24 protein-coding genes and 2 tRNA genes are annotated in these 21,477 nt (G+C 51.0%); 12 read left to right on the forward strand and 14 right to left on the reverse strand.

Features of this window, described 5'->3' with window-relative positions:
* Both FM042_RS04385 and FM042_RS04390 read left to right on the forward strand, forming a co-directional pair.
* Positions 1-77 (forward strand) — tRNA-Asn (locus FM042_RS04385).
* A gap of 60 nt (positions 78-137) precedes the next feature.
* Positions 138-214: transfer RNA gene (locus tag FM042_RS04390), tRNA-Asn, on the forward strand.
* A gap of 169 nt (positions 215-383) precedes the next feature.
* On the opposite strand, the gene FM042_RS11970 is transcribed toward FM042_RS04390, so the two are convergent.
* Positions 384-905, reverse strand: a complete 522-nt coding sequence (locus FM042_RS11970) for a phosphatase PAP2 family protein (RefSeq protein ID WP_143234694.1) — start codon at positions 903-905, stop codon at positions 384-386.
* A 196-nt stretch (positions 906-1,101) separates the two neighbouring features.
* Between FM042_RS11970 and rsxA the strand changes: the two genes are divergently transcribed.
* From rsxA to rnt, 8 genes are read left to right on the forward strand one after another with little or no spacing between them, the layout of a single operon-like run.
* Complete coding sequence (gene rsxA, locus FM042_RS04400; RefSeq protein ID WP_143234696.1) at positions 1,102-1,686, forward strand: electron transport complex subunit RsxA; 585 nt, start codon at positions 1,102-1,104, stop codon at positions 1,684-1,686.
* Positions 1,683-2,279 (forward strand): electron transport complex subunit RsxB, encoded by a 597-nt coding sequence (gene rsxB, locus FM042_RS04405; protein WP_143234698.1) that lies wholly within the window; start codon positions 1,683-1,685, stop codon positions 2,277-2,279. The genes rsxA and rsxB overlap by 4 nt, the downstream gene beginning before the upstream one ends.
* Positions 2,276-4,168, forward strand: a complete 1,893-nt coding sequence (gene rsxC / locus FM042_RS04410) for an electron transport complex subunit RsxC (protein ID WP_143234700.1) — start codon at positions 2,276-2,278, stop codon at positions 4,166-4,168. Before rsxB ends, rsxC begins: the two co-directional genes overlap by 4 nt.
* Positions 4,165-5,241 carry an electron transport complex subunit RsxD gene (rsxD, locus tag FM042_RS04415; protein WP_143234702.1) on the forward strand — a complete coding sequence of 359 codons (1,077 nt, stop codon included), beginning with the start codon at positions 4,165-4,167 and terminating at the stop codon, positions 5,239-5,241. The genes rsxC and rsxD overlap by 4 nt, the downstream gene beginning before the upstream one ends.
* Positions 5,241-5,897, forward strand: coding sequence for an electron transport complex subunit RsxG (gene rsxG, locus FM042_RS04420; RefSeq protein WP_185960698.1), 657 nt, complete (start codon positions 5,241-5,243; stop codon positions 5,895-5,897). Before rsxD ends, rsxG begins: the two co-directional genes overlap by 1 nt.
* Positions 5,894-6,592 carry an electron transport complex subunit E gene (locus tag FM042_RS04425; protein WP_143234706.1) on the forward strand — a complete coding sequence of 233 codons (699 nt, stop codon included), beginning with the start codon at positions 5,894-5,896 and terminating at the stop codon, positions 6,590-6,592. Before rsxG ends, FM042_RS04425 begins: the two co-directional genes overlap by 4 nt.
* Before the next feature lie 25 nt (positions 6,593-6,617).
* Positions 6,618-7,253 carry an endonuclease III gene (gene nth, locus FM042_RS04430; RefSeq protein WP_143234708.1) on the forward strand — a complete coding sequence of 212 codons (636 nt, stop codon included), beginning with the start codon at positions 6,618-6,620 and terminating at the stop codon, positions 7,251-7,253.
* Positions 7,254-7,261: 8 nt separating this feature from the next.
* Entirely contained in the window at positions 7,262-7,933 is a 672-nt protein-coding gene (gene rnt, locus FM042_RS04435; RefSeq protein WP_143234710.1) for a ribonuclease T, read from the forward strand.
* A gap of 177 nt (positions 7,934-8,110) precedes the next feature.
* Here rnt and FM042_RS04440 read toward each other — a convergent pair whose 3' ends face one another.
* Both FM042_RS04440 and grxD read right to left on the reverse strand, forming a co-directional pair.
* Positions 8,111-8,716: a peroxiredoxin gene (locus FM042_RS04440; protein ID WP_143234712.1), complete on the reverse strand. Its 606-nt coding sequence runs from the start codon at positions 8,714-8,716 to the stop codon at positions 8,111-8,113.
* Positions 8,717-8,795: 79 nt separating this feature from the next.
* Positions 8,796-9,164, reverse strand: a complete 369-nt coding sequence (gene grxD / locus FM042_RS04445; protein ID WP_143234714.1) for a Grx4 family monothiol glutaredoxin — start codon at positions 9,162-9,164, stop codon at positions 8,796-8,798.
* A 315-nt stretch (positions 9,165-9,479) separates the two neighbouring features.
* On the opposite strand from grxD, the gene sodB reads away from it, so the two are divergent.
* A complete protein-coding gene (gene sodB / locus FM042_RS04450; RefSeq protein ID WP_143234716.1) occupies positions 9,480-10,061 on the forward strand; it encodes a superoxide dismutase [Fe] in 582 nt (193 codons plus the stop codon).
* Between the two features lie 113 nt (positions 10,062-10,174).
* Here sodB and fadR read toward each other — a convergent pair whose 3' ends face one another.
* Positions 10,175-10,885, reverse strand: a complete 711-nt coding sequence (gene fadR / locus FM042_RS04455) for a fatty acid metabolism transcriptional regulator FadR (RefSeq protein WP_143235609.1) — start codon at positions 10,883-10,885, stop codon at positions 10,175-10,177.
* A 263-nt stretch (positions 10,886-11,148) separates the two neighbouring features.
* Between fadR and dsbB the strand changes: the two genes are divergently transcribed.
* Entirely contained in the window at positions 11,149-11,682 is a 534-nt protein-coding gene (gene dsbB, locus FM042_RS04460; RefSeq protein ID WP_232366360.1) for a disulfide bond formation protein DsbB, read from the forward strand.
* 37 nt (positions 11,683-11,719) lie between these two features.
* Here dsbB and FM042_RS04465 read toward each other — a convergent pair whose 3' ends face one another.
* The 10 genes from FM042_RS04465 to FM042_RS04510 are packed head-to-tail and all read right to left on the reverse strand — an operon-like array spanning position 11,720 to position 21,442.
* The gene (locus FM042_RS04465) at positions 11,720-12,211 is read right to left on the reverse strand and encodes a YcgN family cysteine cluster protein (RefSeq protein WP_143234718.1); all 492 of its coding nucleotides are present in this window, start codon (positions 12,209-12,211) and stop codon (positions 11,720-11,722) included.
* On the reverse strand, positions 12,208-12,930 hold the full coding sequence (locus FM042_RS04470; RefSeq protein ID WP_185960699.1) for a fumarylacetoacetate hydrolase family protein: 723 nt from the start codon (positions 12,928-12,930) through the stop codon (positions 12,208-12,210). Before FM042_RS04470 ends, FM042_RS04465 begins: the two co-directional genes overlap by 4 nt.
* Positions 12,931-12,933: 3 nt before the next feature.
* On the reverse strand, positions 12,934-13,935 hold the full coding sequence (locus FM042_RS04475; protein WP_143234720.1) for a lytic murein transglycosylase: 1,002 nt from the start codon (positions 13,933-13,935) through the stop codon (positions 12,934-12,936).
* Positions 13,936-13,966: 31 nt separating this feature from the next.
* The gene (locus FM042_RS04480; RefSeq protein WP_143234722.1) at positions 13,967-14,227 is read right to left on the reverse strand and encodes a YcgL domain-containing protein; all 261 of its coding nucleotides are present in this window, start codon (positions 14,225-14,227) and stop codon (positions 13,967-13,969) included.
* 36 nt (positions 14,228-14,263) lie between these two features.
* Positions 14,264-15,403, reverse strand: coding sequence for a ribonuclease D (rnd, locus tag FM042_RS04485; RefSeq protein ID WP_143234724.1), 1,140 nt, complete (start codon positions 15,401-15,403; stop codon positions 14,264-14,266).
* Complete coding sequence (fadD, locus tag FM042_RS04490; RefSeq protein ID WP_143234726.1) at positions 15,400-17,058, reverse strand: long-chain-fatty-acid--CoA ligase FadD; 1,659 nt, start codon at positions 17,056-17,058, stop codon at positions 15,400-15,402. Before fadD ends, rnd begins: the two co-directional genes overlap by 4 nt.
* A 55-nt stretch (positions 17,059-17,113) precedes the next feature.
* A complete protein-coding gene (locus tag FM042_RS04495; protein ID WP_143234728.1) occupies positions 17,114-17,995 on the reverse strand; it encodes an alpha/beta fold hydrolase in 882 nt (293 codons plus the stop codon).
* Positions 17,992-18,666 carry a Slp family lipoprotein gene (locus tag FM042_RS04500; RefSeq protein ID WP_143234730.1) on the reverse strand — a complete coding sequence of 225 codons (675 nt, stop codon included), beginning with the start codon at positions 18,664-18,666 and terminating at the stop codon, positions 17,992-17,994. Before FM042_RS04500 ends, FM042_RS04495 begins: the two co-directional genes overlap by 4 nt.
* A 29-nt stretch (positions 18,667-18,695) precedes the next feature.
* Positions 18,696-19,418 carry a tRNA (adenosine(37)-N6)-threonylcarbamoyltransferase complex dimerization subunit type 1 TsaB gene (gene tsaB, locus FM042_RS04505; protein ID WP_143234732.1) on the reverse strand — a complete coding sequence of 241 codons (723 nt, stop codon included), beginning with the start codon at positions 19,416-19,418 and terminating at the stop codon, positions 18,696-18,698.
* A gap of 38 nt (positions 19,419-19,456) precedes the next feature.
* Positions 19,457-21,442, reverse strand: coding sequence for an ATP-dependent DNA helicase (locus tag FM042_RS04510; RefSeq protein WP_143234734.1), 1,986 nt, complete (start codon positions 21,440-21,442; stop codon positions 19,457-19,459).
* Positions 21,443-21,477: the final 35 nt, after the last annotated feature.

Raw genomic sequence — 21,477 nt, forward strand, 5'->3', positions numbered from 1 at the left:
TCCCCAGTAGCTCAGTTGGTTAGAGCGGTGGACTGTTAATCCATGTGTCGTTGGTTCGAATCCAACCTGGGGAGCCACTTGCTTAACACCCTCAAAATAAACGCTTTATCGCCTCAAGCGCAGCAGCGTAAAACGATTCCCCAGTAGCTCAGTTGGTTAGAGCGGTGGACTGTTAATCCATGTGTCGTTGGTTCGAATCCAACCTGGGGAGCCATCTTTTCGGCTCCATCTCCCATTTTTTCGTGCCCAACGCACCGCGTTGGTGTCAGCCCTAGGTGCTCTAATCAAACTCCAACCAACGCTATGCGCCGGCTACGGATGCCTCGCGTACGAACTTTAGGTTTGTGGGATAAAGGAAGTTCGCTTCCAACGCGCTGCGGTGGCTACAGGATCGCGACCACCAGAGCGGCGATGGCGGTGCCGAGAATGGCGCCTGCTATCACATCACTCGGATAATGAACCCCTAACGCAACACGAGAAATGGCCACGAGCGCAGCCCAACCGTAAAACAAAGGAGCCCACACAGGGAAACTGGCAATCACTAACGCTGCAAACAAGAATGCGGCAGTCGCATGACCAGAAGGAAAGGAAAATCGATCAGCAGGTTTTATGACGGGTTTAACTTTGCGACGCAACCAGGGACGATCTCGCCGCAATAAGTTTTTCAATCCCATAAACAGCGGAATTTCGATAGCAAAAGCAAGCAATGCGCGCTGAATAAACAGCAGACTACCCTCCACCGCGGCAATCGCAGCAAAGAGTGCAAACAAGGCATAATAAGGGCCATCACCACTGCGGGATAACCAAAATGCCAAGCGGCTTTTGCGAAGGCTGCGAGTCGATCGAAACAACCAATCAAAGGTTAATTCATCAAGCGCGCGCAACCGCGAAAAAAACTGAGTCACACAAACATCCTCGTAACTAAACTAACGCTCCCGCTAGCGCGTGAACCCATCAGTTTACTTGAAACCGCCCCACCTGCCTATGGATTCTCGGTTTTTCCAGAAAAAACCTACGTTCTGTAAGTTGTTTCCGAGCGCCTAAAAACGGATAATAGCTAAAATTTCTTAGAATTCTCCTAACTATCGGTGCAGCACTGACATGACCGAAATCGTATTACTCCTGGTCGCGACCGTACTAGTGAACAACTTTGTGTTGGTCCAGTTCCTCGGCCTGTGCCCATTTATGGGGGTTTCCAATAAACTGGAAACCGCCATTGGTATGTCGTTGGCAACCACATTTGTGCTCACATTGGCCTCAGTGAGCAGCTACCTCGTGAATCAATATATCTTGCAGCCACTGGACTTAATGTCACTACGCACCTTAAGTTTTATCTTAGTGATTGCGGTGGTTGTGCAATTCACTGAAATGGTCGTGCATAAAACCAGCCCCACCCTGTACCGATTACTTGGCATATTCTTACCGCTAATAACGTCGAACTGTGCCGTACTTGGGGTAGCCCTATTAAATGTGAACGAACAACACAACTTTATCGAATCTATTGTGTACGGTTTTGGAGCCGCGGTTGGTTTCTCTCTGGTACTCATTCTTTTCTCTGCCCTACGCGAACGTATTGCTGCCGCCGACGTGCCCCTGCCCTTTAAGGGTGCTGCCATTGGCATGATTACCGCAGGCTTAATGTCGCTTGCCTTTATGGGCTTCGCCGGTCTGGTGAGCTTCTCATGAGTTGGGTTCTTGGCATCATTGCCTTATCCGTGCTCGCTCTGGTGGCAGGCCTGATCTTAGGGTTTGCCGCCATCCGTTTTCGGGTAGAAGGGGATCCCATTGTCGAACAGATCGACCAGATTCTGCCGCAAACTCAATGCGGCCAATGCGGATACCCAGGTTGTCGTCCATACGCTCAAGCGATTGCCGATGGCGATGAAATCAATAAGTGCCCACCCGGCGGACAAGCCACTATTGATCGCCTAGCGGATTTACTCGGCCGCGAGGCCAAGCCTCTCGATGCTGCCCACGGCGCGGAAGACGTGAAAAAGGTCGCGGTTATTCGTGAAGATGAATGTATCGGTTGCACCAAATGTATTCAGGCATGTCCGGTGGATGCCATTATTGGCGCCACCCGACAAATGCATACCGTGATTGCCGATGAATGCACCGGCTGTGATTTATGCGTAGAACCCTGCCCGGTCGATTGTATTGATATGCTGCCGTTGCCGACTAAACCCGAGCGCTGGACGTGGAATTTAGAACAAATTCCGGTACAAAATATCACCGATGCAGCTGCCACAACCGAAACCTCTGAGCGAGGTCCAGCATGAGTCAGGTGCAAAAATACAACGGCCAAGATGCAGACATCCAACTGTGGACCTTCCCAGGGGGAATTCATCCACCGGAACGCAAAGCCCCTGCTAACCAGGAGCCCATTCGCCGCTTTCCCTTGGCAGATGAATTTATAATTCCTTTGCGCCAGCATATTGGCGCCCTTAGCGAAGTGCAGGTCTCTGTAGGCGATCACGTTCGTAAAGGCGATTTATTAAGCGCACCGGGTATTGAACACGGGCTCCCCGTGCACGCACCTACCTCCGGAGAGATTATCGAGATTGGCGAGTTTCCGCTAAATCATCCGTCTGGGCTATCCGGCCCTGGCATTCGCTTACGCAGCGATCATGAGGACACTTGGGGTCAACGGCATCCTCTTCCTGATTACCGTAATCAGAGTCATCTCACCGTACTCGAACATTTGCAGCGCATGGGTATTGCCGGGCTCGGCGGCGCTGGATTCCCCACCGCACGGAAAGTCGCCGGCGCTCGCGGTATTGATTGTTTAATTATTAATGGCGCAGAGTGCGAGCCTTATATTGCTGCCGATGACCGCCTCATGCGCGAACACGCCGCCGAAATTGTTCGTGGCAGCCTGATATTGCAATGGATGACGCACGCGAGTTCCATTCTTATTGCCATTGAAGACAATAAACCGGAAGCCATTGCCGCCATGCGTGAGGCCGTGGCCCAAACACGTGAGCAACTTTCGGCAGAGCAACAGTCTGATTTTGTACTGAAAGTGGTGGTGATTCCGACGAAATACCCCTCTGGTGGCGAACGCCAGCTCATTCAAATTCTGACTGGAAAACAAGTGCCCGCCCATGGTCTACCCGCGGATATCGGCATTTTAATGCATAACACGGGCACCGCTTGGGCCATTTGCCGCGCGATCGAACATGGCGAGCCGCTGCTAGAGCGTGTTGTGACTCTGACCGGCGAATCAATTGGCAGCCCCTGCACCGCGTGGGTTCCCTTAGGCACCCCAGTGCAACATGTGCTCGCACACGTTGACTTCACACCCGAAGCACAGCAACGGGTGATTATCGGTGGTCCGATGATGGGCTTTACCCTGCCCCATTTACAGGTGCCGGTGATCAAAACGACTAACTGTATCCTTGCCCCAACCCGCAAAGAGCTCCCACCCGCAGGCCAGGAAATGCCCTGCATTCGGTGTGGCGCCTGTGCGGATGTATGCCCTGCAAGCTTATTACCTCAGCAACTGTATTGGCTTGCCAACGCCCAAGACTACGACGGATTGAAAGCACATCACCTTGCCGATTGCATTGAATGCGGTGCCTGTGCTTACGTATGCCCAAGCGAAATTCCATTGGTTCAATATTACCGCCAAGCCAAAGCCGAAATGCGCGAACAAGCCATTGAACATCATAAAGCAGAGATTGCACGGCAGCGCTTTGAGGCACGCCAGGCACGGCTTGAGCGGGAGAAAGAAGAGCGCTTAGAACGCCACGCACAAGCGGCAAAAGCCCGCGAAGAAGCATTGGCCGCGCGCAAACAACAAGCCGAACAGCGCTCGGCAAGTGGCACAACTGACGATGCCATGCCAGACGCCAACTCGGACCCTGTCGCTTCAGCAGTCGCCCGCGCCAAGGCACGCAAAGCCGAGCGTGAGGCCGCCCGTAACGAAGAAAGTTCGGCGGTGACAGGCACTGATACTGTTCAAGCTCAGGATCCGAAGAAGGCTGCCGTCGCTGCGGCAGTCGCGAGAGCGAAAGCTCGCAAAGAAGCGCAAGCTGCAGCTCAGAAAGATACAGAAACAAACACCGAGGCGTCTACCCCCGAAGATAAGAAAAAAGCCGCCGTAGCCGCCGCTGTTGCTCGGGCCAAAGCTCGCAAAGCAGCGAAACAGAAGGACGAGGATTCATGAGTTTCTTTATCGCCTCATCACCACACCATCACATGCGCCGCAATACGGCTGACTTAATGCGCTTGGTACTGCTTGCGATGGTCCCCGGTGTACTCGCCCAATGGTATTTTTTTGGTTGGGGCGTCATTCTCCAGATCGCGCTCGCCATTAGTGTTGCCCTTGCCGCCGAAGCGTTGTGTTTGCTTGCCCGTAATCGCGAGGCCAGTAGCGGCCTGCGCGACTATACCGCAGTGGTCACAGCTGCCCTATTAGCGATCAGTATTCCGCCACTCGCGCCATGGTGGGTGATTGTCATAGGTACCCTATTCTCCATCGTGATCGTCAAACACCTCTTTGGTGGCGTAGGCCATAATATTTTTAACCCCGCTATGGCGGGTTATGTGTTGCTGCTAATATCGTTTCCAGCACAAATGACCAGTTGGCTTCCCCCAGTGACCATTGCCCATGAATTACCGGGGTTTTGGGATAGTGTGCGTTTACTGTTGTTTGGATTCACCGGTGATGGTTACAGTTTAGAGCAGATTCGACACGTGGATACGGGCGCAATGCTTGATGCGGTTGTCATGGCCACACCTCTTGACCACATCAAAACCGAATTGGCACAAGGTTTTACTTTGTCGGAAGCCAAGGGCGCCGTTATTTTCCAAGGCGTCGCAGGTTCCGGCTGGCAATGGGTGAACCTTGCTTACCTCGCGGGTGGTTTATATCTGTTGAAACAGCGTGTGATTAGCTGGCACATTCCCGGGGCGTTATTGGGCACCTTAGCGGTGTTTGCCCTCTTAGGTGCCGTATTTGCCCCAGATCAACTGCCTAACGTGGATATTCATCTGTTTAGTGGCGCCACCATGCTGGCTGCTTTCTTTATCGCGACCGATCCCGTATCAGCGGCAACCTCCACGCGGGGGAAGTTGATATACGCAGCGCTCATCGGCCTTCTCATTTATGTGATTCGGACGTGGGGCGGTTACCCAGACGCTGTTGCCTTTGCGGTGCTGTTAGCTAATCTCTGCGTGCCGGTCATTGACCAGTACACTAAACCCACCGCCTACGGTCACCACGAGGAGCGCAGCTGATGCTAAAAACCATGCAGAAAAACGGCGTTATTCTCGGTACCTTTGCGGTGCTCGCCACCACCTTAATTATCATTGCCCAATTGCTTACAGCAGATCGCATCGAAGCCCAACAACGTCAGGAACTGATGCGTACGTTAAATACGTTAATTCCTGCAACACTGCACGATAACGATTTATACAGCGATTGCGTGTTACTTCAGCGACCCGACATTTTAGGGCTCGCAGAGCAACCCGTATATCGTGCACGCATCGAGGGTGTGCCTAGCGCATTGGCAATTCGAACCACAGCCCCCGATGGCTACAGCGGTCAAATTCATATGTTAGTGGCCCTCACGCCACAAGGTGTGGTGAAAGGCGTTCGCGTACTCCAGCACCGTGAGACTCCGGGCCTAGGCGATAAAATTGAAGTGGAACGACATCCTTGGATTCTTAGTTTCGACGGTCAGCGTATGCGCAGCGAGAACGATGCGCGTTGGACAGTCCGCCGCGACGGAGGGATGTTCGATCAGTTTACTGGGGCCACCATTACGCCGCGGGCAGTGGTCAATGCCGTGGCTCGCACGACCTGGTTTGCACAATCGGAAATGGATGCGTTATTTTCTGCGCCATCAAACTGTTTGGGCGACCCAGAACAATGGTTTGAGGATCAATCATGAGTAGCGAATACCAAACCTTAACCAAAAACGGCTTATGGGAAAATAACCCCGCATTGGTGCAATTGCTTGGATTGTGCCCATTGCTCGCCGTCACCGGTACCGTGACCAATGCGTTAGGCTTGGGCATCGCCACCATGTTGGTCTTAATCGGTTCCAATGTAACCGTCTCTTTGGTGCGCAATTTTGTCCCAAAAGAAATCCGAATTCCGGTGTTCGTGATTGTGATTGCCACTTTTGTTACCTTGGTAGAGCTACTGATGAACGCCTTCACCTATGGCCTCTATATGGCCTTAGGTATTTTTATCCCACTGATTGTAACCAACTGTGCCATTATCGGTCGCGCGGAAGCTTATGCGTCTAAAAATCCATGGCCTCAAGCCGCTTTCGATGGCTTTATGATGGGATTAGGCTTTGCTTGCGTGCTCGTCGCCCTTGGCGCGATGCGCGAGCTGCTCGGTCAAGGAACGCTCTTTGATGGTGCGGAGATGCTTTTAGGGGAATGGGCACGGGAACTGCGCATTCAGATTGTCCAGTTTGATTATCCGCTATTACTGGCCATTCTTCCGCCCGGGGCCTTTATTGGCATGGGCTTTTTAATTGCAGGTAAAAACTGGCTCGACGGACGACGCCTCCAGAAAGCGCAACAATCGCCGGTCGTGAAAGCGCAACGCGCGCGGGTCACCACCGTAAACTAATAAAAAGACGCTATTTGAATCGCTTATGAATCAACAAAAACGGATTGAAATACTCACGCGGCTGCGCGATGCCAATCCCAATCCCACAACGGAACTGAATTTTAGTAATCCCTTTGAGCTGTTGATCGCCGTATTGCTCTCGGCGCAAGCCACCGATGTTGGGGTCAACAAAGCCACGGGCCCTTTGTTTCAGGTCGCCAACAACCCTGCAGATATGCTTGCACTTGGGGTGGCCGGGGTAAAAGACTATATAAAAACCATCGGTTTGTTTAATACCAAAGCCGAAAATGTGATTAAAACCTGTCGCATCTTAGTGGAGCAACATCAAGGTGTGGTGCCTGAAGATAGAGCCGCCCTCGAAGCTTTACCCGGGGTCGGCCGTAAAACCGCCAACGTTGTGCTGAATACGGCCTTTGGCTGGCCCACAATCGCAGTGGATACGCATATCTACCGCGTGAGTAACCGCACCAAATTTGCTCCCGGTAAAACCGTAGAGGCCGTGGAGCAGAAATTATTAAAAGTGGTGCCTGCTGAATTTAAAGTGGATGTACACCACTGGCTTATTTTACATGGCCGCTATACCTGTATTGCACGCAAACCTCGCTGCGGATCATGTATCATCGAAGATCTGTGTGAATTTAAAGACAAAATTGATATTTAAGGATAGAAATGACGACCACAAAACCGCTGATCAAAGATCGCTTTCGCGGCTATCTCCCCGTCGTCATTGACGTAGAAACCGCCGGCTTTCATGCCAGCACCGATGCGCTATTAGAAATCGCGGCCGTGATTGTCGATTTTAACGACGACGGCGATCTCGTGCCTGTCGCTACCCACCATGCCCATGTGGAGCCTTTCGAGGGTGCCAATATTGAGCAAGCTGCAATAGAGTTTAACGGCATCGACCCGTTTAATCCGCTCCGTGGCGCAGTGCCCGAGCGAGATGCCTTACATGGGATGTTTAAGGCCATTCGCAAAGCCCAGAAAGACGCAGGGTGTCAACGGTGTGTGTTGGTAGGTCACAATGCCACCTTCGATTTAGGCTTTGTGATGGCAGCCGCAGAGCGTGCAGGATTAAAGCGCAATCCGTTCCATCCCTTTGTTACCTTCGATACCTCAGCAATGGCGGCCCTCACCCTCGGGCAAACCGTTCTTGTGAAAGCGTGTCAGGCCGCAGGCATTCCATTCGATGGAAAAGCCGCACATAGCGCGCTGTACGACACCGAGCGCACCGCTGAGCTATTCTGCTGGATGGTGAACCGTTATCGCGCATTGGGTGGCTGGCCGGTGCATACAGAGACAGATGCCGACACGGACGATGACTCGGATCGCGACCGCTGATGGCAATGGCCCCGTGCCGGTACCTAACACCTGTCTTGGCAACAGCTCGAATCTTGCCCAGTATTCAACGCATCGCGTTATCTACTTAGCGAGCCACATAAAAAAAACCGCGCCGAAAGCGCGGTTTTTTATTCGGTAGTCAACGCATCGCGTTGGCCACAATCATCGGTTCAAGGCTTACAGCTTGCCGCTGTTTTTGCTCAGGTATGCAGCAACGCCTTCTGCGTCTGCTTTCATACCTTCGTCGCCTTTGTTCCAACCGGCAGGGCACACTTCACCGTGCTCTTGGTGGAAGGCCAACGCATCAACCATACGCAGCATTTCGTCTACGTTACGGCCAAGTGGCAGATCGTTGATCACTTGATGACGCACCATACCGTCTTCGTCGATTAAGAACGAACCACGGAAGGCAACGCCCGCTTCTGGATGCTCTACATCGTACGCTTTACAGATTTCATGCTTCACGTCAGCAACAAGTGGGTATTTCACTTCACCGATACCACCCTTGTCTACTGGCGTGTTACGCCATGCGTGATGCGAGAATTGTGAGTCGATAGACACACCAATCACCTGCACGCCACGGCTTTCAAACTCAGCCAAACGCTTGTCGAATGCGATAAGCTCAGAAGGACATACGAAAGTGAAGTCCAACGGATAGAAGAAAAGCACTGCTTTTTTACCGCGGATATGGTCGCTTAAAGTGAAGTTATCAACAATTTCACCGGTACCCAATACTGCAGCAGCAGTAAAGTCAGGGGCCTGGCGGCCAACTAATACAGCCATGTAGATCTCCGTTTTTTAATGAAAAAATAGTTATAAAGCTACGCTTTCGATCATCGAAAGCAACGAGTTACTTAAATACTTATTCAGCCGACGGTTCATCATCAACGGCCGGCGCCGCTTCTTCAATGAGCGGTTGTAGTTCGTTTTGCTGGAACATTTCTAAAATAATGTCGCAGCCACCAATAAGCTCACCCTTTACCCACAATTGTGGGAACGTAGGCCAATTGGCAATGCGCGGTAATTCCGCACGGATGTCAGGATTCTGCAAGATATCCACATACGCGAACGGCTTACCACAGGCCATTAACGCCTGCGAGGCCTGAGCGGAGAAACCACAGCTCGGAAGCTTTGGTGAGCCTTTCATATACAGCAGCACGGGGTTTTCTTCGATTTGCTGACGAATACGAGCTTCGGTATCTTGCGCTTGTTCTGGTTGCATATCTTGCATAATGACTCCTTCACGCAGTCTAATTGAATGTGACACATCGAACACAAATTGCCCGAGATTGTCACTCAAAACCTCTCAAAATCGGCGCCGAATTATAACACAAATCCACCCCAAGGATGAAGTCGCCGACACCACGGAAAACAAAATTATTACCCTTGAAAACCATCGGAGGTAACTCCATGTATATAGAATGGTGAGGGAAAGTGTTTCTTTTAAGAAGCGCTCCGCTATACTTACATCATTCACCGACATCGGTATTCTTTTTGTCCCGAACCCGATGTCAGCTTTTTGCACACAGAAATGGAGAAGCACATCATGGCTTTCGAATTACCCGCGTTGCCTTATGAGAAAAACGCATTGGAACCGCATATCTCTGCAGAGACCCTTGAGTATCATTACGGCAAGCACCACCAAACCTACGTCGACAAACTAAATGGTCTGGTTAAAGATTCAGAGTTTGCGGGTAAATCTCTTGAAGAGATCGTGAAAACCTCCAGCGGCGGTGTTTTTAATAACGCAGCGCAAGTATGGAATCACACCTTCTACTGGCATTGCCTGAGCCCAAATGGTGGCGGCAAACCTACTGGTGCCTTAGCTGATGCCATTAACGCCAAATGGGGATCATTTGAGAAGTTCCAAGAAGCCTTTAACAACAGCGCAGTGAACAACTTTGGTTCAAGCTGGACATGGTTAGTAAAAACCGCTGATGGCGGCTTGGATATCGTCAACACCAGCAATGCAGCGACCCCGTTAACCGATGATAACCTTACCCCAGTACTCACTGTAGACTTGTGGGAACATGCGTATTACATCGATTACCGTAACGCACGTCCAAAATATTTGGATGGTTTCTGGGCGTTGGTCAACTGGGAATTCGCCAGCAAGAACTTTGGTTAAGCCAAACTATTCTTCGGCAAATAGCCAACAAAAAACCGCAGCACCTGCTGCGGTTTTTTTATTATTCGAATCGCAAGCTCACAACGTGCACCAGAGCACGTCACGATATCGGATTATTCCACCAAGTTCTCTGGAATTGTATCCCGCAACTCTTTCCAAATCGCTGCCGAATCGTAACCATACTGACGCACTAAATTCGTTGATCCGTTGTAATCTTTTGCCTCAACCAATTTAGTTAATTCTTTATAGTATTGGCGGGCCAGTTCGCGACCTTTAGCATTGGAGAAATAAAACTGACCAATACGTGCATACAAACCTTTAAAGCCGTTCAGTACCAATACATAAATGGGGTTACCTGAAGCATGAGCAAGCTCATGATTCAGGTGATAATCAAATTCTGCAAAAGCTTTCGCGGTATCTTCAAGAGTCTCAGAGTCCTTCAATACCCCTAAGGCTTTTTCGCTGTCGTTACGAATAGCCTGACGGATATAAATGGCACTGATATTGGTTCGCGCAGATAACAAATGATCGACGAGATCCGGCATCCCTTCTTCGTCTAAGCGCGCTAGGGTCTCGAGAATATTCAGGCCCGAGGTTTCCCAAAAATTATTCACCCGTGTCGGTTTACCATGCTGAATGGTCAACCAACCATCACGTGCCAAGCGCTGGAGAACTTCTCGCAGAGTTGTACGTGTCACACCGATTAGTTCCGACAGCTCACGTTCCGCTGGGAGAATAGAACCAGGCGCAAAATCGCCCTTCCAAATCGATTTTACAATGAACTCTTCCGCAAACCCCGCAGGGCTCTTCGCTTTGATAAACATAAATGCCTTTTTTCCATCTAATGGAGTCACGCTAGCGTATTCCAATACGAGTTATTTCCGCTTATGATGCGCTAAGTATCAGCAACGTCATTACCTTGCTATGTCTGCCCGCTCACGTCTTAGACGGATTTGGCAGTAGCATCGTAGAGCAGATGCGTTAAGATGCAGACAGAAAATGATTGTAACGTGCCGGTAATGGTCGGACAAGTTTTATCACACTTCTTCCTACACTTAGAGCACAGTAACTAAACATAGAGACAATTGTGAGTTTATTGAACCTTCATTCCGTGGCCCATTGGCCTGCACAACGCACCCCTTGGTTGATCTTGGCGACATCAGCGACTCTTCTGGTTTTCGCTGCGCTATGGTTTCAACATGTTCAAGGCTTGGTGCCCTGTGTGCAATGCGTGTATCAGCGCACAGCGATGATGGGAGTTGCGCTTTTGGGCTGGATTGGTTTTACCGCTCCCCACCTCCTAGGCGTGCGCTTGATCGCGCTCCTTGGCTGGATAGGCAGCGCTGGTGCAGGACTTTATTCTGCGCACCATCATATTTATCTGCAAACCCGTGCCAATCCGCTGTTTACCAGCTGTAGTCCATTCCCTGATTTCCCGCAGTGGGCACCACTGCACGAGTGGTTTCCGAGCTTATTTGCCGCCGGTGGATTGTGTACCGACATCGATTGGTCATTTTTGGGCCTAAGTATGCCCGGCTGGCTGCGAATTATTTTTGCGGTGTATCTGGTAATCGCAGTGAGCGTGGTCACGATTCGGTTACTGCGTTTGCGCCGTCTGTAACAAGTTCCACGCCTGTCTCCTCAAACGAAATAATCCATTAAGGCACAAGTTTGAGGGGCCAGCGCACGATCACGCCGTCTTCCGGATCCATTTCCGTATCATGCACTAAGGTATGACCCACAATAGACATCCCCGCCCGCTGCATAGGTTCCTGACTGCCGTTGTGGCGCAAAGGGTGCCAACTTGGCAAATCATGCCCTTCATAGAGTCGCCGATAAGCGCATGAAGGCGGCATAAAGTGAATAGACTCTAAGTTATCCGGGGTGAGTACGACACAATCAGGCACGGTGTTTAAACGATCCGGATAATCACTGCAACGCCCAGTTTGATGATCCAATAATTGACAGGTTACTTGGGTGAAGTGCGCAATCTCATCGGCGCTCATGGGCCTTTCCTGATCCCCATCATCAGCATCAATTAACTTATGCAAACAGCATTTGCCGCAGCCATCGCACAAGGATTCCCATTCTGCGCGGGTCATCTGCGCTAATGGGATCCGCTGCCAAAATGGCACTGATGTATCACTCATACGTTTGCCGCTGCCACACGAACATGCCATTGCAGACATTGCTTACTGCCCGTCACCAACTCCAGAGTAAGCTCATCCCCTGGTTGCAGCGGACCCACCCCTGCTGGCGTGCCGGTAAGCACCACGTCACCGGGTTGTAGAGAGAACACTTGAGCTATCTCACGCAGCAAGGCCGCCAAGGAGAATATCATTTGCGTGGCGTCGCCTTCTTGTTGCACATTCCCATTACGTAACAAGCGCAACCGCATTGCATCGAGCGGCCCCATGTCAGCCACAGGTACAAAATCTGTCAGTGGGCAGCTGCCATGAAATGCTTTCGCGCGTTCCCATGGATGCCCCGCTTGTTTGAGCTGATCTTGCACATCACGCAACGTCAGGTCTAAGGCTAAACCCACTCCGCTAATGGTCGCAAGGATGGCCGCATCGCTTTGTTCAGGGAGGTGAGCAAGCAGCTCCGCAGTTACCGGCTTTCCGATCAACAATGCGATTTCAAGCTCATGGTGACACGCCCCCTGTCCAGTCGGTATGACAATAGTTGATGGCTGACCATAGCGCACCGCTTGTACCGCACCCGCAGGCTTGCTAAACAATAAAGGGGCCTCAGGCACGGCATTCCCTAGCTCTGCCGCATGCTCGGCGTAATTGCGGCCCACACAGAAAATACTGCCTAAAGAAAACGGCGCCACAGCACCGTTTGTAAACACGAGAGTACGGTTCACTGCTTAGCGCCCCATTTGGATGCGATCAGCAAGATGTCCAACCGCAACAACGAAGTAATTCGAGCGGTTCCAGCGCATCAGCACATCCCAGTTATGATAAGCCAAGAAAATTCGCCCAGTTTTGTCATCAGGAATAATCAAAGATGCCTCAATGTCACGGATTGGTAGATCGCTGCCATCATAGCGACGTACACCTAGTGCTTGCCATTCTGAGAGTTTCTTCTTGGTAGTTAAGCCTGCAACGCTGGTATCAAAATCGGCGGGTAAACGCACCTGGCGTCCCCAGGTTTTGCTGTCATCCCATCCCACTTGAGACAGGTAGTTCGCTGCGGAAGCAAATACATCAGGAAAACTGTTCCAAATATCAATTTTGCCGTCACCATCGTAGTCAATGGCATAACTCAAAAATGAGCTCGGCATAAACTGGGTTTGGCCCATGGCTCCCGCCCAAGAACCGCGCATCTGTTCAGGCTCAATGTGGCCCGCATCGATAATCTCCAAAGCCTGCATCAACTGTCGCTTAAAGAATGCTTCACGGCGTCCTTCGTAGGCTAAGGTCGCGAGCGCCGAAATCACGCGAAAATTGCCGGTATAGCCACCATAGTTGGTTTCGATTCCCCATAGAGCGACAATAAAGCGCGGCTGTACACCATATTTTTCACCAATCTCTTCAAGCAGCTCGCGATGTTCTTCGTACTTGCGAATACCTTGCTGAACTTTCCAATCCGGTACCGCACGAGGTAGGTAAGTATCGAGGGTAATGGTAAATTCTGGCTGGTTACGATCGGCGCTAACCGCCCGTGCGTAGAACTGCGGGTCGGCAAACGCACGTTCGATAGCATCTTCAGAAATGCCATGCTCCCGCGCCGCGTCTTTTAAGGTTTCAATATAGGCCGGAAATCCATCCGGATCGACCGCATGCGCTGAGGGCACCGCCAACATGAGTGCAGACGCCAAGGCGATTATGGGTAAATAGGTAAAACGAGCAAGCCATACAGTACGCATCAGGAACACTCCTTTCTGACGGGTCGATGAATCAATCTTTTAATGTCGCCAGCATATTCACGGGTGGAGGCGGTATCTGTAGATAGTACCCCTCTGTGTTGAGGTGTTCCAGCAGCTTTACACCGTCTATACGCGCAAATTTTCGCTCGGGGGTGACCATTAAGCGTGTAACTTCCTGCTCGGGGGTAAACAGGGTTTGTAATGTTTCCGGTAATTCAGCCACTAACGCCGTGGCGGGAATAAACAGATAGGTATCTGCTTTTCGCGGCGAACGCAGCACGCGACATAACATAATCAACTCCAAAAATACGTAAGACGATCGAAACCATCACGGCAAAATACTACGCAGCGCTTCTTTAAGTAACGCGCCACGCCACCCTGAGTATAAATCAGGCGGTTCAATCTGTGAGCGGGTGCTGTCTGGGGTGAAGTTTTCCCACACATAAACATCGTTAATTTGCTTGCGCGAGCCTAGCATACTGGCAGGAATAGCTTCAGCTGCAGCAATCTCTTTTAACACAGCCTTGGCTTCACGAAAATAACGCTTATAAGCACCATCTTGGTCAAAACGAGGAATCGCTTCTGGATACTCTGATTCTGGTACGGCTAAGCCTTTTTCCACACAGGCAAGTATGTCCTTGCTGTAGCGACGCAACGATATTGGATGTAATTCTTCAATTTGCGACAACCCATAGCGACTCCGTGCTTCGGTACGCGCAATTTCAATCAATGCATGATCTTTGGCAATAAAGGGCAACGCAATATTATGCTCGCGAGCAAGCGCTAAACGCCAAATGGTCAGTTCCCGCAAAATCGCCCGTTGTTGGCCATTGAGTAAGGAAATGCCCCCAACATCGCGCCATGCGAACTGCGCGTTAGGCTCACGACCGCGTTTGATCACTTGCTCTTTGCACTCCGCTAAGATCAGCGCTTCTTTCCCAGAATCAACCGCTTGCGCACGCATGCGCGGATAGATTTCCGATAAGTATTCAACATCTGCGGCCGCATAATCAAGCTGGTGTTTGGTGAGCGGCCGTTGCAACCAATCGGTACGCGATTGGCTTTTATCGAGCTCCACATTGAGCATCAACTCAACCAAACCGGCGTAGCCAATTTGCTTACCGTCGGTCAAAAAGGCATGGGCAATCTGAGTATCAAATAAGTCTGCCGGCGCCCCTTTTGCGCGGTGAAAAATCTCGAGATCTTCTCCCGCCGCATGCACCACGGTCACCATATTGGGATCTCGCAACAGCGCCCATAAGGGTGATAAATCAATATCAAGCAGTGGGTCCACTAGAATAAGCTGGTCCCCTGCTTTTGCCTGCAATAATCCGAGCTCGGCGTATAGGGTACGAGTGCGCACAAATTCCGTATCCACCACGAGCCAGCCATGTTGCTTTGCCTGATCGCAAAACGCCACCAGTTCCCCGGTGGCGTTAATCAGCGTGTAATTTACTGATTCTGTCATTCGTCTCGAAGCTCGCGACGAAGGATTTTACCGACATTGGTTTTCGGTAATTCATCGCGGAATTCCACCAGCTTCGGTACTTTATATGCAGTGAGGTTTTCGCGACAGTAATCAATGATTTCTTTCTCACTGAGCGAACTGTCTTTTTTCACAACAACAATTTTCACCACTTCGCCCGACGCTTCGTGCGCAACACCTACCGCGGCCACTTCCAGTACCTTCGGATGGCTTGCCACCACATCTTCGATTTCGTTCGGATACACATTAAATCCAGACACCAAAATCATGTCTTTCTTACGGTCCACAATTTTGAAGAAACCGTCTTCGTCGACCGTTCCCATATCGCCGGTGGCAAACCAGCCATCTTTAATGGATTCCGCAGTAGCTTCAGGACGGCCGAGGTAGCCAGCCATCACTTGCGGGCCTTTCACCATAATTTCGCCCGGTTCACCCATGGGCACTTCATTGCCATCTTCGTCGACCACTTTTACGTCGGTAGATGGCAACGGAATACCGATAGAACCGGTGTAGTGTTCGATATCAAATGGGTTTGCAGTCACAACTGGCGAACATTCGGTTAAACCATAGCCTTCCAGCAATGCCGAACCGGTCACTTTCTCCCAGTTTTCAGCGACCGCGCGCTGCACCGCCATACCACCACCCAGTGCGATTTTTAGTTCACTAAAGTCGAGATCTTTAAATCCTGGGGTGTTCAGTAATCCGTTAAACAGGGTGTTTACACCAGAAATCATGGTGAATTTATGCTTGCTCAGCTCTTTGACAAACGCCGGCATATCACGAGGGTTGGTAATTAAGATGTTTTTGCCACCAAACTTCAAGAACGCGAGGCAGTTCGCGGTTAGCGCGAAGATATGATAGAGCGGCAGCGCGGTAATTACGACTTCCTGACCATCGCTCAAACGCGGCAAAATAAAGGCAGAAATTTGATCAAGATTGGCCACCATATTGCGGTGAGTCAACATGGCACCTTTTGAAACGCCAGTGGTACCGCCGGTATACTGCAAGAACGCCAAATCATCGCCCGTCATTTTTTCTGGACGGGTATAGGTGGCTTTTGCACCAATAGCCAAGCTATCGTTAAATTCAATGGTGTTGCTCAAGCTGTATGCAGGCACCATTTTCTTCACATACTTCACCACGCCGTTCACGATCCAGCGCTTAGGTACAGGCATCATATCGCCGATGCCGGTGAGTACTACCTTCTCGAGCTGTACATCTTTGATGATTTTCTCAAGGGTGTGGGCGAAGTTCTTCAGGATCACAATCACCTTCGTGCCCGAATCCGTAAGCTGATGCTTGAGTTCACGCGCGGTGTAGAGAGGGTTTACATTCACCACCACCATGCCTGCACGAAGAATACCAAACAGAGCAACCGGATATTGCAACAAGTTCGGCATCATCACTGCCACTGGGTCACCTTTTTTCAGGCCCAAGCTCTGCAAGTATGCAGCGAACTGTTCCGTTAGCTGATCAAGCTCTTTGTAGGTGATGTCTTTATCCATGTTTTGGAAAGCAACTTGGTCGGCGTATTTCTTTACGCTTTCCTCAAATATTTCCACCAACGAAGGATAATGATCCGGGTCAATTTCTGTGGGTACGCCATTCGGATAGCGCTTTAGCCAAATCTTTTCCACCTTGATTGCTCCTAGTATTTTTTACTTTTGTTCGATGAGACAACACTTCATGTTCTCATATCGGACCAGTTGATCCTAGTATTGATCGCGACTTTTCCGCAACACCGCTCATTATTTGCGCAACCTGTTCCGGTTGCTCCATATGAACGTGATGCCCGCCCGGCAAACGATGCACCTGTAGCTGAGGGACACAGGCGCCCCATAAGGCTAACCCTTGGGAAATCTCTGTTGTGCCTTGTTCGCCTAGGATTAAATCCACTGGGCATTGGATATTTTTCAACATATCGGTCGCTTGTTCCGCTGTAAAGCGAAACGGTGATGCTAAACGCACTCGAGCATCTACTGTCCACGTGTAGCCGCGTTCGACCGGCATCAAATTTCGCTCAACAATAAAACGTGCCAATTCTGGATTCAGATTGCTTTTGTCCGCCCTTAATCGCACCAAGCGTTCCTTATCGGAATAGACCGGAGCACGTTTTCCTGCAAGGTTTCTGCGGTCAGTTATCGCCTTTTTCAGTTGATCAACAAAGTGACTATCTGGGTTCACCCAGAGACCAAATGCTTCAATTAGGGTAAGACGTGAAATGCGTTCAGGGCAAACTGCGGCAACCACTTGCGCCACAAAACCACCCATACTGTGCCCGACCAAATGAATATCATGCCAATTCTCGGATTCCAGCAAAGCCACAATATCGGCGACATATTCGGTAAAATAATACCAGGCACCGGGGGCTCGATGATCGGATAAACCATGCCCCGCAAAATCCAGCGCTAACGCCTGTTGGTTCTGCCAATAGTCAAACAAGGGCAGAAAGCTAGCGGCATTATCTAGCCAACCATGCAGGGCAAGCAGCGATGGAGACGCAAACTCGCCAGTGGCAACACCGGCGAGTTCAAAGGGGATGTCTCTATTAGGTTGAAAACGAACGTTTATCACTGTTGTTGGCGAATATCCGTACGCGAGCGAGGGCTCTCAGTTTCTTGCCGACGCGGGCGTTGCTGCTCCGGTGGCGAAGAACGTTCTGGCGCACGCTGAATTGGACGGGTGCCATAAGGGAAATAATATGGATGATAACGATATGGTCCGGTGCCATAGAGATAATGACGATACCAAGGCGACATCGGATCCCGATGCCATACTTCAATACGCTGCGGATCTTCACGCCATAACTGCACCCCCCGGGCGGTCATCACCGGAAAGCTAAACTCATACTCACCAATTAAATCGGTTTCAAAGCCCCGTAAATCACCAAGCACTGTCACTTCACGCCCTAACCGATACACTTCGGGATCGGCAAAACCGTCTACAACAAAGCGAAAACGCCCTGGCGTTTCATTGGTCACCCACGGCCGTCCTGTGCCACGCAACGTAAAATACACGACCTCAATTTCCGAGTGGTCTTTGCGATTATGTACCGCGGCAATCACCCCACCCCAACGAAGTGCAGTTCCCGTGGCATCATCACCCCGTTCCACGACAGGACGATAACTGGTGGTTTCAGTGCCATCACCGCGAATAGGCTCAGGTAAGCGCGTGGCACAACCACTTAAAAGCAATGCAGCCGCGGCTGCAACGCTGATCGCTTGTAACAATTTCATTGCCTTCATATCGGTTTACCTCAACTGCTCTATGGCGCCTATTCGCGCCCTGGCAACTTCTGCCAGGTCACCTCGTTACGCACATATTCCACATCAAATTGGTCTGCGTTCACAACGTTACCTTTTTGCCATGCGCTGCGGGCAAGTACTAACATGTCCTCAGCGTGGGGGAAGCGAACGTCCTGCAAATGCATCACGCGCGCCGGCGCCAGTGCTTCAGTGAGCGCCTGTAAGTAGGTTTCAAATCCGGTACCTACCCCAAACCACTGTATATCGGTATCTTGCACAGGAAGGCTCACCTGTTCCGGTGGGCATACCCGAGGGGGCGCTTGCATAACCATCAGACCGTTCTCTAAGGTACAGGTTCCCCAATACACTTCACCCATCCGCGCATCAATGGCTGCAGCCACATGGGTTACACCGTATTTACGATAGGCCTGTTGGGCCATGGCCAATAAACTCGACACCCCGATGAGCGGAATCTGTTGACTAAAAGCAAGCCCTTGGGCAATCCCTGCGGCAATACGCACACCGGTAAAACTCCCCGGCCCGCTTCCCACAGCAATGGCGCCCACATCGGCAAGGGAAACGCCAGCGTCCGCGAGTACCTCTTGCACATAGGGCAATAATAAATTGGCATGTTGCCGGGGTGCTTCTTGCCCCCGTATACACACACGATCGTCGCTTTGCAGGGCCACGGAGCAATACTCCGTGGCGCTATCGATAGCTAATAAGGTCGTGCGCTCTGTCGTGCTTTTCATGGCTGTCATACCTACATAATTACTTACGTCAATTTGCTTTATTTAGATGTCACGGGTTGCGCCGGATGCTCCTCCGCTGCGCCGAGTTCGCTCACGTCGCCGGATTCTGGGGGCGGCGCTTGGTGTAAAAAATCCAACGCCTGTTGCAAACTTCGGGTGCGTTTCATTGCCGGTAAGCTGGCCAAAAAGGTAGCGCCATACTGACGCGTTACTAATCGGTTATCACAAATGATGAGTACGCCGCGGTCGGTAACATCGCGCACCAAACGTCCGGCGCCCTGTTTCATGGTGATCACCGCCTGGGGTATTTGAATGGTGGCAAACGGATCCAAACCACGCAATTTAGCATCTTCTACCCGTGCCTGCAGCAACGGCTCATCCGGCGAGCTAAAGGGGAGTTTATCAATCATTACACAGCGCAGTGCATCGCCACGCACATCTACCCCTTCCCAAAACGAACTAGTTCCAAGTAGAACGCCATTGCCCGCTTCCACAAATTGATTGAGAAGTTCGCGCTTGCTGGTTTGCCCTTGAATCAATACAGGGCGCGATAGAGTGTCTTGAACCAAAGCCGCCACCAACTGCAGCATGCGGTGACTGGTAAAGAGCACAAAGGTACCGCCACTGTTGTGCGCCACGATTTGTCGCACAATATCCGCCAAGGCTTGCGGCATACTCCGCTCATGAGGCTCAGGTAGATAGCGCGGTAAACAGAGCATTGCCTGTTTCTGAAAATCAAAGGGGCTATCTAAAATCATGGTGTTCTTATTCGACACCCCTAGACGTTCACAGAAATAATCGAAGGAGCCATTCACCGTTAATGTCGCCGACGTAAACACCCAGCGCGCATCTTGCTCGGCCAATTGCTTGCCGAAGGGTTCCGCCACCGATAAAGGTGTGCGATGCATACTCACATGGCGGGGCGTACTTTCATACCAATAGCTATACCCCGTAACTGCTGTGTTATGCAGCAATTCCCAGCGCTTATGGATGAGCTCTAAACGCTCATAACAATTATCCAAGTCTTTGTCGCGGCCGAGCAGCTGTTTACAGATTGCCCGAGCCCGACTTAACAATTCACCTAAGCGCGTACTCGACTGGCTCAAATCGTCTTTGTTTAAGGCATCGCGCCAATTCCCGCGCTCCGGATCAATGGGGAAACACAAACGTAAATCCCGTGCCCCTCGCTCAAGTTGTTCGGCAATTTGCGACAAGCTGCGCGCATCGCGCACCACGGTTTTGTATAGCAATTGCACATCGCGGCACCACTCCACAATTTGCCGTGTCGATACAGTATCACTGAAGTACTGGCTGGCAATGTCGGGTAACTGATGGGCTTCATCAAATACGATCAAATCAGCGGCGGGAATTAACTCCCCAAAGCCGGTATCTTTGAGCACTAAATCGGCGCAAAACAAATGGTGATTCACCACGACAATGTCCGCTTCAAGGGCTTCTTTGCGGGCTTTCACTAAGTAGCAGTCTTCGTAATGAGGGCAGTCGCGACCTAAGCAGTTATCGATGGTACTGGTCACCCGAGGCAATACCGGCGCATCTTCGGGTAAGCTTGTTAGTTCACTTAAATCACCGCTTTTACTGCGGTTCGCCCAATCCCTTACGGTTTGCAATTGATCCAGTACCAGTTCATCGGCATCCACCGGATGTCGGATATTCTGTTCCAAGCGCTGAATGCACAGGTAATTCGAACGACCTTTGAGCAACGCCGCCACCGAACGTGGGGCCAAGGCTTCTCGCAAGCGAGGTAAATCTCGGTGAAACAGCTGTTCTTGCAGGTTGCGCGTTCCCGTCGACAGAATCACCTTGCCGCCTTTTAATAAGGCCGGTGCCAAATACGCAAAAGTCTTCCCAGTGCCGGTTTCCGCTTCAACCACCAATTGCGCGCCAGGCTTCTCCAGGGCAGCAATCGCTGCAGCCATCGCCTGCTGGGCAGGACGCGGCTGAAATCCCGGGAGTGACTTACTTAGTGCACCTTTTGGTGCAAAAACTGCGCGAACCTCTGACATCCATTCGTCCTTTGCGATATGCTGTAGGTTATTAT

It is taken from the genome of Aliidiomarina halalkaliphila (genome assembly GCF_007096385.1).
Taxonomy (GTDB): domain Bacteria; phylum Pseudomonadota; class Gammaproteobacteria; order Enterobacterales; family Alteromonadaceae; genus Aliidiomarina; species Aliidiomarina halalkaliphila.

Bases quoted from the DNA above. Each gene is read 5' to 3' on its own strand.
- rsxA (WP_143234696.1), top strand. From the start codon at position 1,102: ATGACCGAAATCGTATTACTCCTGGTCGCGACCGTACTAGTGAACAAC.
- rsxB (WP_143234698.1), top strand. From the start codon at position 1,683: ATGAGTTGGGTTCTTGGCATCATTGCCTTATCCGTGCTCGCTCTGGTG.
- rsxC (WP_143234700.1), top strand. From the start codon at position 2,276: ATGAGTCAGGTGCAAAAATACAACGGCCAAGATGCAGACATCCAACTG.
- rsxD (WP_143234702.1), top strand. From the start codon at position 4,165: ATGAGTTTCTTTATCGCCTCATCACCACACCATCACATGCGCCGCAAT.
- rsxG (WP_185960698.1), top strand. From the start codon at position 5,241: ATGCTAAAAACCATGCAGAAAAACGGCGTTATTCTCGGTACCTTTGCG.
- FM042_RS04425 (WP_143234706.1), top strand. From the start codon at position 5,894: ATGAGTAGCGAATACCAAACCTTAACCAAAAACGGCTTATGGGAAAAT.
- nth (WP_143234708.1), top strand. From the start codon at position 6,618: ATGAATCAACAAAAACGGATTGAAATACTCACGCGGCTGCGCGATGCC.
- rnt (WP_143234710.1), top strand. From the start codon at position 7,262: ATGACGACCACAAAACCGCTGATCAAAGATCGCTTTCGCGGCTATCTC.
- FM042_RS04440 (WP_143234712.1), bottom strand. From the start codon at position 8,716: ATGGCTGTATTAGTTGGCCGCCAGGCCCCTGACTTTACTGCTGCTGCA.
- grxD (WP_143234714.1), bottom strand. From the start codon at position 9,164: ATGCAAGATATGCAACCAGAACAAGCGCAAGATACCGAAGCTCGTATT.
- sodB (WP_143234716.1), top strand. From the start codon at position 9,480: ATGGCTTTCGAATTACCCGCGTTGCCTTATGAGAAAAACGCATTGGAA.
- fadR (WP_143235609.1), bottom strand. From the start codon at position 10,885: ATGTTTATCAAAGCGAAGAGCCCTGCGGGGTTTGCGGAAGAGTTCATT.
- FM042_RS04465 (WP_143234718.1), bottom strand. From the start codon at position 12,211: ATGAGTGATACATCAGTGCCATTTTGGCAGCGGATCCCATTAGCGCAG.
- FM042_RS04475 (WP_143234720.1), bottom strand. From the start codon at position 13,935: ATGCGTACTGTATGGCTTGCTCGTTTTACCTATTTACCCATAATCGCC.
- FM042_RS04480 (WP_143234722.1), bottom strand. From the start codon at position 14,227: ATGTTATGTCGCGTGCTGCGTTCGCCGCGAAAAGCAGATACCTATCTG.
- rnd (WP_143234724.1), bottom strand. From the start codon at position 15,403: ATGACAGAATCAGTAAATTACACGCTGATTAACGCCACCGGGGAACTG.
- FM042_RS04500 (WP_143234730.1), bottom strand. From the start codon at position 18,666: ATGAAGGCAATGAAATTGTTACAAGCGATCAGCGTTGCAGCCGCGGCT.
- tsaB (WP_143234732.1), bottom strand. From the start codon at position 19,418: ATGAAAAGCACGACAGAGCGCACGACCTTATTAGCTATCGATAGCGCC.
- FM042_RS04510 (WP_143234734.1), bottom strand. From the start codon at position 21,442: ATGTCAGAGGTTCGCGCAGTTTTTGCACCAAAAGGTGCACTAAGTAAG.